The sequence below is a fragment of the Serratia sp. H1w genome, from assembly GCF_000633355.1.
Taxonomy (GTDB): Bacteria; Pseudomonadota; Gammaproteobacteria; order Enterobacterales; family Enterobacteriaceae; genus Chania.
Genome location: NZ_AYMQ01000006.1, coordinates 111461 through 124969 on the forward strand (window position 1 = coordinate 111461; position 13509 = coordinate 124969).

The 13509-nt window shown below is 54.7% G+C and carries 9 protein-coding genes; 5 read left to right on the plus strand and 4 right to left on the minus strand.

The window, feature by feature from the left end; genetic code table 11:
- The first annotated feature begins 9 nt into the window (after nt 1–9).
- The 5 genes from U869_RS0101800 (at nt 10) to tldD (ending at nt 8490) form a co-directional block, all read left to right on the plus strand.
- Entirely contained in the window at nt 10–594 is a 585-nt protein-coding gene (locus tag U869_RS0101800; protein WP_025122725.1) for a nucleoside triphosphate pyrophosphatase, read from the plus strand.
- Between the two features lie 74 nt (nt 595–668).
- Nucleotides 669–2138: a ribonuclease G gene (rng, locus tag U869_RS0101805; RefSeq protein WP_025122724.1), complete on the plus strand. Its 1470-nt coding sequence runs from the start codon at nt 669–671 to the stop codon at nt 2136–2138.
- 232 nt (nt 2139–2370) lie between these two features.
- Nucleotides 2371–6183, plus strand: coding sequence for an AsmA2 domain-containing protein YhdP (gene yhdP, locus U869_RS0101810; RefSeq protein ID WP_025122723.1), 3813 nt, complete (start codon nt 2371–2373; stop codon nt 6181–6183).
- Entirely contained in the window at nt 6180–7037 is an 858-nt protein-coding gene (gene nit1, locus U869_RS0101815; protein ID WP_025122722.1) for a deaminated glutathione amidase, read from the plus strand. Before yhdP ends, nit1 begins: the two co-directional genes overlap by 4 nt.
- A 7-nt stretch (nt 7038–7044) precedes the next feature.
- Nucleotides 7045–8490 (plus strand): metalloprotease TldD, encoded by a 1446-nt coding sequence (gene tldD, locus U869_RS0101820; RefSeq protein ID WP_025122721.1) that lies wholly within the window; start codon nt 7045–7047, stop codon nt 8488–8490.
- Between the two features lie 60 nt (nt 8491–8550).
- Here tldD and U869_RS0101825 read toward each other — a convergent pair whose 3' ends face one another.
- From U869_RS0101825 to U869_RS0101840, 4 genes are all read right to left on the minus strand, one after another.
- The gene (locus U869_RS0101825) at nt 8551–9708 is read right to left on the minus strand and encodes a sugar diacid recognition domain-containing protein (RefSeq protein ID WP_025122720.1); all 1158 of its coding nucleotides are present in this window, start codon (nt 9706–9708) and stop codon (nt 8551–8553) included.
- A 191-nt stretch (nt 9709–9899) separates the two neighbouring features.
- Entirely contained in the window at nt 9900–11084 is a 1185-nt protein-coding gene (locus tag U869_RS0101830; protein WP_025122719.1) for a thiolase family protein, read from the minus strand.
- 10 nt (nt 11085–11094) lie between these two features.
- On the minus strand, nt 11095–11832 hold the full coding sequence (gene fabG, locus U869_RS0101835) for a 3-oxoacyl-ACP reductase FabG (protein ID WP_025122718.1): 738 nt from the start codon (nt 11830–11832) through the stop codon (nt 11095–11097).
- Between the two features lie 76 nt (nt 11833–11908).
- Nucleotides 11909–13486, minus strand: a complete 1578-nt coding sequence (locus U869_RS0101840) for an acyl CoA:acetate/3-ketoacid CoA transferase (RefSeq protein WP_025122717.1) — start codon at nt 13484–13486, stop codon at nt 11909–11911.
- Nucleotides 13487–13509: the final 23 nt, after the last annotated feature.

Consider the following 13509-nt stretch of genomic DNA (forward strand, 5'->3'; position numbering starts at 1 on the left):
GTCATAACGATGTTTTCGCTCTATCTTGCTTCCGGTTCTCCCCGTCGTCATGAACTGCTTACGCTGCTTGGCGTACCGTTTGAAGTCATTCTGACGCATACTGAAGAGCAGCGACAGGAAGGAGAAGCGGCGGAGAACTATGTTCGTCGGCTGGCGCAGGATAAAGCCAGGGCGGGCGTGCTTTTGGCGCAACAAGACAGGCCTGTGCTGGGCGCAGATACTATCGTGGTGCTGAACGGTCAGGTGTTGGAAAAACCGCAGGATGAAGAGCATGCAGCGCAGATGCTGGCAGCCTTGTCCGGGAAACAGCATCAGGTGATGACCGCCGTGGCGATCGCCGATAAACAGGGCGTGTTATGCCAGCTGGTTGTCACCGACGTGACGTTCCGCAATCTGTCAGCGCAGGATATCTGCGACTATATCGCCACGGGCGAACCGATGGATAAAGCGGGCGCCTACGGAATTCAAGGCAAGGGTGGTTGTTTCGTCAGAACGATAACCGGAAGTTATCACGCGGTGATGGGGTTGCCGCTGGTCGAAACACATGAGCTGCTCAGTCATTTTGTCGCATTACGAGAGGTTAGAACCGGTTGAGGTCACCACTAGATTTCCCGTGTCAGCACAGGAAAGATAAGGGGCAGGCGCTATACCGGCTCTGAGGAGAAAGTATGACAGCTGAGCTACTGGTAAATATCACGCCGTCTGAAACGCGGGTTGCCTATATTGACGGCGGCATTCTGCAAGAGATCCACATCGAGCGCGAAGCCAAGCGTGGCATCGTGGGCAATATCTACAAAGGGCGTGTCAGCCGCGTGTTACCCGGCATGCAGGCGGCCTTTGTCGATATTGGCCTGGATAAAGCGGCCTTCCTGCACGCCTCCGATATCATGCCGCACACCGAGTGTGTTGCCGGTGATGAACAAAAGAACTTCTCCGTGCGTGATATCGCCGAACTGGTGCGCCAGGGGCAGGATCTGATGGTTCAGGTGGTGAAAGATCCGCTTGGCACCAAGGGCGCACGCCTCACCACCGATATTACGTTGCCTTCACGCTACCTGGTGTTTATGCCGGGCGCTTCGCACGTAGGGGTTTCCCAACGCATTGAAAGTGAAGCCGAACGCGAGCGTCTCAAACGCGCCGTGGCGGCCTATTGTGACGATCTGGGCGGCTTTATCATCCGCACCGCGGCGGAAGGGATTGGCGATGAAGAGCTGGCGCAGGATGCTGCCTTCCTCAAACGGTTGTGGACCAAGGTCATGGAACGCAAAAAGCGTAACCAGACCAAGTACAAACTGTATGGCGAGCTGGCGTTGGCGCACCGTATCCTGCGTGACTTTGCCGGTGCGGCGCTGGATCGTATCCGCGTTGACTCACGGCTGACGCACGATCAGTTAGTGGAATTTACCGGCGAATATATCCCGGATATCACCAACAAGCTGGAGCTGTATACCGGCAGCCAGCCGATCTTCGATCTGTATGATGTCGAGAACGAGATCCAGCGTGCGCTGGAGCGTAAGGTGGAGTTGAAATCCGGCGGCTACCTGATCATCGATCAAACCGAAGCCATGACCACCGTGGATATCAACACCGGTGCCTTCGTTGGCCACCGCAATCTTGATGAAACCATCTTCAATACCAACATCGAAGCGACGCAGGCCATCGCCAGACAGCTGCGGCTGCGCAACCTGGGCGGCATCATCATCATTGATTTCATTGATATGAACAATGACGAACACCGCCGCCGGGTATTGCACTCGTTGGAGCTGGCACTGAGTAAAGATCGGGTAAAAACCACAATCAACGGTTTCTCTCAACTAGGATTAGTGGAGATGACGCGTAAACGCACACGTGAGAGCATTGAGCATGTGCTGTGTAACGACTGCCCGACCTGCCAGGGCCGTGGAACGGTGAAAACGGTGGAAACCGTCTGCTATGAGATTATGCGTGAGATCGTGCGCGTACATCATGCTTACGATTCCGATCGTTTCCTGGTCTATGCGTCTGCGGCCGTGGGTGAGGCGCTGAAAGGCGAAGAGTCACATGCGCTGGCAGAAGTGGAGATCTTCGTTGGCAAACAGGTCAAGGTGCAGATTGAACCTTTATACAGCCAGGAACAGTTTGACGTCGTGATGATGTAATGCCCCTCACACCAACCCTCTCCCATAGGGAGAGGGAGCTGTTAGTTCCTGCTTTTTTGGAGGTAAAGAAGTCATCTAGGTAACCGTGATCGTCTCCTCATCCAAGGTGGATCAGCCGGTGCTCATGAAGGCTCACATACTTTCAGCCTAACTCGATCGGTTCCCTCTCCCTGTGGGAGAGGGTTAGGGTGAGGGGAACAAGGTTATATATTTGGTCACTAAGGAGAAATGCGTGAGGCGACTGCCCGGGATCCTGTTAGCCACAGGCGCCACTTTAATCGTTGTTGTGGCGTTGCTGATCAGCGGGTTGCGTCTGGTATTGCCTGAGCTTAACCATTATCGTCCACTGTTGCTGGAGAAGGTACAGGCGATCGCCGGGGTCCCCGTCGAGGCCGACTTTATCCAGGGCAGTTGGGAAACCTTTGGCCCGACGCTGGAAGCCCGCAACATCCATGTGACCCTGCCAAAAAGCACGATCCAGATCGAGCGGGTCACGCTGGCGCTGGACGTGTGGCAATCCCTGCTGCATTGGCGCTGGCAGTTCCGCGATCTCACCTTCTATCAATTGCAGTTCGATCTTAACGCAACGTTTGGCGGTGAAGGCAATAATGGCAACGGCCTTACCTCAAACAGCGTCAGCGATCTGTTCCTGTATCAGCTGGATCACTTTGATCTGCGCAACAGCCGTCTCTCTTTTCTGACCCCATCTGGCTCGCGCGCTGAATTCCATATCCCGCAAATGACCTGGCTCAATAGCCATAACCGACATCGTGCGGAAGGCCAGATCAGCCTGACCAGTCTGAATGGTCAGCATGGTGCGGTGCAGCTACGCCTGGATCTGCGGGATGAGCAGGGGTTGCTGAACACCGGCACCATCTATATGCAGGCCGATGATATCGACATGAAGCCCTGGTTCAGCCGCTGGCTGCAAACCAATACCGGCCTGGAAAGTGCGGACTTCAGCCTGGCGGCCTGGCTCAATATCAAGAACGGTGCAATCTACAGTGGTAATGCCTTACTTAATAAAGGCACCGCCAGTTGGTCGGTGGGCAGCGATCAGCATCGGCTGGATGTCGATAACCTGGCGCTGGCACTGAGCCGCGAGGGTAACGGCTGGCAGGTACATGTGCCTGCACTGAATCTGAAAACCGATGGTCAAGCCTGGGCGCCAGGAACCCTTACCGGTCTATGGTTGCCGGAAAATAACCAATTTATCGGGCCAAACCAAAGCGAAGAACTGCGTATCCGTGCTACCGGCATCCAGTTGGAACGGCTGGAAGCGTTGCTGCCCACCTTCTCGTTCCTTAGCCCGGATGTACTGGAGCGTTGGAAAGACTTGCAGCCTCACGGCATGCTAAGGGCGCTGGCGCTGGATATCCCACTGCAACAGCCCGAAAAGACTCGTTTTCAGGCGTGGTGGCAGGATCTGAGTTGGCAACACTGGAAACTGTTGCCGGGTGTTGATCACTTTTCCGGTGCGTTAACCGGGGGCGTGGAAAATGGCCGCCTGACGCTGGGGCTGAACAACAGCACGCTGCCTTATGGCGATATGTTCCGGGCACCGTTGGAGATCAGCCGTGCCAGCGGAGCGTTGACCTGGCAAAACAACGACCAAGGCTGGCAATTGGCCAGCAAAGGCCTGGATGTGCAGGCTAAGTCCCTGTGGGTCAACGGTGATTTCCGCTATCAGCAACCGGCCAAGGGCGAACCTTGGTTAGATATTCTGGCTGGCATTCGTCTCTACGATGGTGCCGATGCCTGGCGCTATTTCCCTGAGCCACTGATGGGTAAACATCTGGTGGATTATCTCAGCGGGGCGATCCAGGGCGGGCAGGTTGATAATGCCTCCCTGATCTATGCCGGTGATCCGCAACACTTCCCTTATGAGAAGAACGAAGGGCAGTTTCAGGTGTTTGTCCCACTACGCCACGCTACCTTCCAGTTCCAGCCGGAATGGCCAGCGCTGAACGATCTGGCCATCGACCTCGATTTTGCCAACAGCGGCCTGTGGATGAATGCACCGCAAACCCTGTTGGGTAAGGTGACCGGCAGGAACATCAGCGCCGTCATTCCTGACTATCGTAAAGAGCGCCTGCTGATTGATTCTGAGGTTGCCGGTGAGGGGCAAGATATTCACGACTACTTCATGCAGACCCCACTGGATGATTCGGTCGGGGCGGCGCTGGATGAGTTGCAGGTGGGTGGCAATGTAAGTGGGCGCTTACACCTCGATATCCCGTTGGATGGTGAACTGGTTAACGCCAGCGGTGAGGTTACGCTGAACAACAACTCGCTGCTGGTCAAGCCGCTGGAGAGCCAGCTCGAGCGAGTCAGTGGCAAATTCCGCTTCAACAACGGCAACCTGCAAAGTGACACCCTGACGGCCAACTGGTTTGGGCAACCGCTGGCGGTCAACTTCGATACAGTGGAAGGCAAACAGGATTATAAGGTTAACGTTGGGCTGAAAGGCGATTGGCAACCGGCCAAAGTTGAGGGTTTGCCGCCGGAGTTTGCCAAAATGCTGGCAGGTAGTGCCGCCTGGCTGGGTAAAGTGGCGATCAACCTGCCGCATAAAGGCGAGCCGAGCTATGACATTGGGGTCAATGCCGACCTGAAAAAAGTAAGCAGTCACTTACCTTCTCCACTTGATAAACCGGCAGGGGAAGCGCTACCGGTCAGCGTAAAAGTCAACGGCGGCCTGCACGGATTTATGCTCAATGGCAGTGCGGGCAAACAAAACCACTTCAACAGCGAATGGCTGCTGGCCAAACAGCAGGTGGTGTTGGCACGTGCCGCCTGGAAGACGGGCGGTTCCGCTACCCCGGCGCTACCCAAAGACAAATCTCTGGTACTCAATCTGCCCGCGCTGGATGGTGAGCAATGGCTGGGGCTATTGGCTCCGGCGATGAAGCAGAGCAGCGGTGCAGGCAAGGTAGGCAATTTCGTCTTCCCAACCAGCGTCACGCTCGAGACCCCGCAGCTAACGCTGGGCGGACAGGCTTGGCATAACCTTCAGCTTGCGGTAGAGCAGCAACTGGCTGGAACCAAGGTGACCGCCAAGGGCAAAGAGATTGATGGCAGCCTGACAATGCCGGATAAAGGTATGTGGCGCGCCGATCTTGGCTATCTTTATTACAACCCGCAGTTTGCCAGTGGCGAAGGTAGCGCAGGTAGCACTAACCCGTTGACCACGGCAGAGCGAATTTCCTTCCAGGACTGGCCTTCACTGATGTTGCGCTGTAAATCTTGCTGGATGATGGGGCAAAACCTCGGCACTGTTGAGGCCGACGTGAAGCACGATGGTGATTCGCTGGTGCTCAGCCATGGCCTGGTGGATACCGGCTACGGCCGCATGACCGCCAGTGGCCTGTGGAAACAGAACGCTCAGGAAGAGCGCAGTGCGTTAAAGGGCAAACTGCTGGGCAGCAAAATCGATCGCACCGCCAGCTTCTTTGGCGTGACCATCCCGTTAAAAGATTCCCCTTTCGATATCGATTTTGATCTGCACTGGCATGGGCAACCCTGGAAACCGCAGATCGACACGCTGAACGGCACCATGAAGGTCTATCTGGGCAAAGGCGAGATCGACAACGTTGGCGGTGGCCGGGCCGGGCAACTGCTACGGCTGGTCAGCTTTGATGCCCTGCTGCGTAAATTGCAGTTCGACTTCCGCGATACCTTCGGCAATGGCTTTTACTTTGACTCCATACGCGGCACTATCTGGACGAAAGATGGCATAATGCATACAGATAACTTATTGGTGGATGGGCTGGCGGCGGATATCGCCATGAGCGGCCAGATCGACCTGGTGAAACGCCAGATTGATATGCAGGCCGTGATTGCGCCAGAGATCTCGGCGACGGTAGGTGTAGCAACCGCGTTTGTGATCAACCCGATTGTGGGGGCGGCGGTGTTTGCGGCCTCGAAAGTGCTGGGGCCGTTGTGGAGCAAGATTTCGTTTATCCGCTATGACATTACCGGCAGCCTGGACCACCCGAGTATTAATGAGGTGTTGCGTAAGCCAAAAGAGGATAAGGCGCCATGAAAAATGCTAACGTTGCGTTATTACAGCTGTGTAGCGGTGAGCAAGTACGGGACAACCTGGCCCAGATTGAGCAGCAAATCAAGCAGCTCAATCCCGGGATAAAATTGGTGATGACTCCGGAGAACGCCTTACTGTTTGCCAACTCGGCCGCTTACCGTGAACATGCGGAAACTGAAGGCAATGGCCCATTGCAGCAGGCAGTGCGTGATATGGCTCGCCGTTATGGGGTATGGTTGCTGGTTGGCTCCATGCCCTTGATCAGCCGCGAAGATCCGACACGCATCACCACCAGCAGCCTGCTGTTTGACGATCAGGGCGAAATCCGTGGCCGTTACGACAAACTGCACATGTTCGACGTGGATATCAATGATATCCACGCCCATTACCGCGAGTCGGATACCTACCAGCATGGTCAGCAACTCACGGTGGTCGATACGCCGGTAGGCCGCCTGGGGATGACGATTTGCTACGATCTGCGCTTCCCTGGCCTGTATCAGGCATTGCGTGCGCAAGGTGCGGAGCTGATCTCGGTGCCCGCCGCATTTACCCGCGTAACCGGTGAAGCACACTGGGAGATTTTGCTGCGTGCCCGTGCGATCGAGAACCAGTGTGTGATCCTGGCTCCCGCACAGGTTGGCCGCCACGGAGCTACCCGTCGCACCTGGGGACATTCCATGGTGGTAGACAGCTGGGGCAATGTGCTGGCAGAAAACCCCGATGCGGTCTCCGCGCTGAAAGTGCGCGTCGATACCGGCAAGCTGCATACCGTACGCAAACAGATGCCGGTGATGCAGCACAACCGATTCCAGCCGACGCTGATTGCGCCGGTTGAAAACTCCGCCAATAAAGAGTGAAAAAATTATGAGCCTGTCGTTTGTCAGTGAGCAGTTACTCGCTGTGAATAAGCTGAGTCATCAGGACCTGTTCTCCGTATTGGGTCAACTGGCCGAACGCCGCCTCGATTACGCCGACCTCTATTTTCAGTCCAGCTACCACGAAGCCTGGGTGCTTGAAGACGGCATCATCAAGGATGGCTCGTACAATATCGATCAGGGCGTTGGCGTGCGTGCGGTCAGCGGTGAAAAGACCGGTTTTGCCTATGCGGACCAAATCACCCTGAACGCCCTGAACCAAAGTGCCCAGGCCGCTCGCAACATTGTGCGTGACAGCGGCAATGGTAAAGTCCATACGCTGGGCGAGATCGGCTATCAGGCGCTGTATCCGCTGCTCGATCCGCTGCAAAGCCTGCCGCGGGAAGAGAAGATTGCGCTGCTGCACCGGGTAGACAAGATTGCGCGTGCCGAAGACAAGCGCGTACAGGAAGTCACCGCCAGCATCACCGGCGTGTACGAGCAGATACTGGTCGCGGCAACGGACGGCACTCTGGCGGCGGACGTTCGCCCGCTGGTGCGTTTCTCCGTCAGCGTGCTGGTGGAAGAAGACGGTAAACGTGAGCGTGGAGCCAGCGGTGGTGGTGGCCGTTGCGGCTATGACTACTTCCTGGAAATCGTGGACGGTGAAGTACGTGCCGATGCTTTTGCCAAAGAAGCGGTGCGTATGGCGCTGGTTAACCTCTCTGCCGTAGCGGCACCCGCTGGCACCATGCCGGTAGTGCTGGGCGCGGGCTGGCCGGGCGTGTTACTGCATGAAGCGGTCGGTCATGGCTTGGAAGGCGACTTCAACCGCCGTGGTACTTCGGTATTCAGCGGCCAAATGGGCAAGCTGGTGGCTTCCGAGCTGTGCACGGTTGTGGATGACGGCACCATTCAGGGCCGCCGTGGTTCACTGGCTATCGATGACGAAGGCGTACCGGGTCAGTACAACGTGCTGATCGAGAACGGCATTCTGAAAGGCTACATGCAGGATAAACTCAACGCACGGCTGATGGGCGTAGCGCCTACCGGCAACGGCCGCCGCGAGTCTTATGCGCACCTGCCAATGCCGCGTATGACCAACACCTACATGCTGGCGGGCAAATCGACACCAGAAGATATTATCGCCAGCGTGGAGTATGGCCTGTATGCGCCGAACTTTGGCGGTGGCCAGGTTGATATCACCTCCGGGAAGTTTGTGTTCTCCACTTCCGAAGCCTATCTGATCGAAAATGGCCGCGTCACCAAACCGGTGAAGGGCGCTACGCTGATTGGTTCAGGTATTGAGGCGATGCAGCAGATCTCGATGGTCGGTAACGATCTGGCGCTGGATAAGGGCGTGGGCGTTTGCGGTAAGGAAGGGCAGAGCTTGCCGGTGGGCGTTGGCCAACCGACGCTGAAGCTGGACTCGCTTACCGTGGGCGGCACGGCTTAATGCATCCGACCCTGACCTTCGCTGGTCAGGGTCAGCATTACAGTATCATCCAACTGACGGCTAAAATTCTTGGCTTTCGCCTGCCGCAGTTGGCTGCTGTGCTCCCTGATGATAGTAAAGCGAAATCATCAACTGGCTGAGTTCCTTGAAATTGAACGGATCTAACGAGGTCGCTTCCTTGATCTGGTTCAGCCGGTAGGTGAGCGTGTTGCGATGCACTCCGAGTTCCCGCGCAGCGTTGGCCAGTTCGGCATTATGTGCGATATAGGTACTCAAGGTGTTGAGCAGCATTTGGCCAGTGCTCAGCATCAGCAATTTATCGATCCTCTGTTTGAAATACAGGGTAAATGAGCTGCTTCTGGCTTCATGCAACAGCCCGCTGAAAGCAAACTGCTGGCCGTTAATCACCCGTGGTTGTGCTAACGACTCCCGGCCATGTTGTATCATCTCTTTGATCATAAACACCGATTGGCGGAAAATCGCGGCAGATCCAGACTCCACACCTATGCCGATGGTGTAATGACTCAGCTGTGTTTCCATAAATTCATTAATATCTTTAACCGTGGGATCGGTCCGTTCGATCTCGGTGATAATTAACAGGATCTCATCATTGCTGAGCAATATTACCCGTTGGGATTTTAAAATATGTGAGAGTTTATTCAGGATGTGATCGATGGTCTGTCCCAATAAATTCCCCCCGGTTTCAATATTAATCAATACCGGCAACAGAGGTTGTGACAGGTCGATCTCTTGCTGTACCAATTGGTAAAGTATTTCTTTACCTTTCTCGGTATCGCCAACTTCCAGATACTGTTTTAGTAACAGATCTCTGATACGGTATTGCCAGTTCATTTCCCGGATAGCTAAAGACTGCTTAATCAATAACTCCGCCGCCAGAATGGCCAGCTCGGCGTAGCGTGCAATCGCGGCGGGATTACCACTGATACCAATCACCATAACCACCTGATCATCCACGATAATCGGATGATTAATACCGGGCTGAACATTTTTATACTGGGCGGCCTGCTGAGCATTTTCTATTGTCATCCGCTGGCGGTTCTTTATCACCTCAAATGCCACTTCATGCCGCTCACCGACCCGATGGGGTTCGCCGGAAGCAATAATGACCCCCTGATGGTCAATAACATTAACGTTATAGTGGATAATACTCATCGCTCGTTTCACAATGGTATTAGCCAGCTCTAAGGTGATCAGCATACTCATACCTTTATGATATAAACCTCTATTATAGTGAGGGCGATTAAATATGATAGCGGATGTTCCTTGCCAATTTCATGTTATCAATAAATAAGAATGGCTTATTAAAGCTAAAACAGTTCATATAACTCAATGTGTAAGCCGCTTTTCCTTCACCGCCCCTCTATCGGGTAGAAGGGCGGGTTGTCAGGTTATCTTTCCCGTTCAAACAGCATAGAGATCCCTTGTCCACCACCGATACACATGGTGGCTAAACCGGTATTGACGCCACGGCGCTCCATCTCATACATCAGTTTTACCGCGATGATGGCTCCACTGGCACCCACCGGATGCCCCAGCGCTATTGCCCCTCCATTGACGTTCACTTTGGCCGGATCAAGCTCCAGATCGTTAATCACTGCCAATGATTGAGCGGCAAAGGCCTCATTAAGCTCGATAAGGTCGATATCGTGCACAGACATGTTCAGTTTTTGCATTAGCTTACGGGTCGCCGGAGCTGGGCCAAAGCCCATGATTTCTGCCTCACAACCTGCCACTGCCCAGCCCCGGATCACCATCCTGATAGGCAATTCCAGTTTTTCAGCGTTGGCTCGCGTGGTGATGACCAGCGCGGCGGCTCCATCATTGATGCCTGATGATGTCGCTGCCGTGACGGTGCCGTCCTTTTTAAACGCCGGTTTCAGCTGCGCGTATTTCTCTTTCGGCGTATCTCTTGGATGTTCATCAATGGCAAACAGGCGGCTGTTCTTGCCTTCACGAACCTCCAGCGGCAGGATTTGCGAGGTAAAATGCCCCTCTTTGATGGCTGCCAGGGCCTTTTGCTGGCTGCCCCAGGCAAACTCGTCCATCGCCGCACGGCTGATGTTAAAGCGCTCCGCAACGAACTCGGCAGTCATACCGTTGTGATAAGGGCCTTCCGGCCAGGTTAAAATAGAGACGATGCCGTCTTCCAACTCTCCGTGGCCAAGGCGATAACCATAGCGAGCCTTGCGAATATAGTGGGGCAGTTGGGTCATATTCTCCGTCCCACAGGCGACGGTGACCTCGGCATTACCGGTTTGCAGTTCCAGCATGCAATCGACAATCGCTTGCAGACCCGAGCCGCATTGTCGATTCACCGAATAGGACGTCGTTTCGTTCGGTAACCCGGCACGCAGTTGGCAAATGCGGGCGATAAAACCGCTCTCCGCGATTTGCCCTACGTTACCCACCACCACTTCATCAATCTGTGCCGGTTGCAGCCCGGCACGAGCCACGGCTTCACGGATCACAGCAGCGCCCAAATCATGTTGATGCGTATCTTTAAAGCTGCCGCCCATGGTCCCTATCGCCGTGCGTACACCGCTGACGACCACAATGTCATTTGCATTTTTCATTCGGTTCTCCTTACAGCACCATGCCGCCGCCAACGTTGATCACTTCGCCATTGATATAGCGTGCCTCGTCGGAAGCCAGGAAGGCGACGCAGTGGCCGACATCAACCGGATCGCCCGCGAAGCCTGCGGGAATTTTGCCGATCATGATGTCCCATACTTTTTCCGGTACCCCGCGAGTCATATCGGTTGCGATAAATCCTGGGCAGATGGCGTTAACGGTCACCCCTTTTTTTGCCAGCTCGCGACAGGCCGTTTTGGTCAGACCGATCACCCCGGCTTTTGAAGCGGCATAGTTGGCTTGCCCCACATTGCCCAACCAACTGGCCGAAGAGATATTGATGATCCGCCCACAGGCACGTTCACGCATCCGCACGGCGGCTTCCTGCATACAATGGAAGGTCCCTTTCAGGTTGATATCCATCACCAGATCCCAGTTCTCTTCCGTTAGCTTGTGCAGCATGGCATCACGGTTAATTCCGGCGTTATTAACCAGAATATCTACCGGCCCCAGTTGCTGCTCGGTCGCGATAAATAACCGGTTTACCTCTTCGCGGTTGGCGATATTACAGGCGATGAAAATGGCTTTATGGCCCGCGTTCACCAGTTCGGCGGCGGTTTTATTGCCACCTTCCTGATCGACATCGCAAATCACTATAGCGGCCCCTTTTTCAGCTAATACCTGGGCAATGCCTCGCCCAAGGCCACGGCTGGCCCCGGTGACGATAGCCACTTTATTGGTTAAAGACATAGGGTACTCCTTATCATGATAATTTCTGACCACGCTGAGTGAGCGCAGAGATAACAAATACGTTGCCCCACACGTGTTATGGCCTGGCCAGCATTTCCTTCAGGCCGAAAGGGGCATCACAAAATAGTGCCGCATCCATCTGTTTTAATGTGGGTGAAATCAGCGGCATGAATTCCATTTGCTGAAGGATGTCCCGATCAAGATCGATGCCAGGGGCGATTTCTATTAACATTGGACCCTGGGCCGTCAGCTCAAATACCGCGCGCTCGGTTACCAAGTGCATTTTTTGTTTTTTCTGGCGGGCTATTTCACCGTTATAGGAAATCTGGTTAATCGACTTCACCAGTTTTTTAACCGTGCCTTCCTGCAGAATGTTTAATTGCCCATGCTGGAATGCCACTTCCAGCCCCTTGGCAGTAAATGTGGAGCAAAAGACGACATGGTGGGCGTTTTGGGTAATATCGATAAATCCGCCAGCCCCGGTACAACGGTCTCCCATACGGGTGGCATTGATATGTCCGTTGGCGTCCATCTCGCCCGCGCCCATATAGGTAATATCGACACCGGCTCCGTTGTAATACAGCATCTGCTCCTGATGATTAATCATGGCGGTCAGATTTTTGCCGATACCAAAATCAATCCCACCGGCCTGCACGCCGCCGTAGATGCCCGATTCAACCGTGATGGTGACTTCTTCGCTCAGCCCTTCTTCATGAATGATGGTGCCAATGACATCGTTGGGTATGCCGGTGCCCAGATTGATCACACAGTCGGGGGTGAGGAATTGACAAGCACGGCGGCCAATCACCTTGCGGATGCTGAGCGGCAGCGTTTCCACTTCGCTGACGGGGGCAATCAGGTTGCCGCAATAGGCTGGGTCATAGAACCAGGAGGAGGTCTGGCGGTGGTCCTGCTCGGGGTTGTCACACACCACAATGGCATCAATAAAATTCCCCGGCACCACGATCTGCTTCGGATGCAGGCTGCCTTTTTCGGCCAGGTTTTTTACCTGGGCTATCACCTTGCCGCCAAAGCGTTTCGCCGCCAGCACCGCTTGCAGGATCTCCAGCTTCATAGCTTCTTCCTCACAGGTGAGGTTGCCAGCGGTATCCGCCGTGGTGCCACGAATGATCACCGTATCCAGCGGGAGTGCCGGATAGAACAGGTATTCCTCTCCGCGCAAGCTGACCACCTCCACCAAATCTGGCAGGGAACGGGTCAACGTATTCATTTTGCCGCCTTCCAGACGGGGGTCGATAAAGGTACCCAGCCCCACTTTGGATAAATACCCGGCCTGACCGGCCGCCATGGCCGTGTACAGATGGACAATCTGCCCCTGCGGCAAACAGAAAGCTTCGACCTCGTTAGCGGCAATCTTTTCCATCCACTTGGGTGCCAACCCCCAGTGCGAGCCGATAATGCGTTTTACCATCCCCTGGGGAGTAAAGTGCTGATTGCCTCGCTCACGATTTGACTGCCCCGCAGAGTGAATATAGGTCAGCCCATGCGGTGCTCCTGTTGCCAGAAAACGTTGCTCCAGTGCCTTCAAGATCGACTCTGCAGCCCCGATCAGTGTCATGCCGATGGTGCACAGCGTCGAGCCGCTATTGACCAACTCTGCGGCTTGCTGAGCCGAAATCACTTTATTTCTCATCGCTTCCTACCTTACTTCTGTGC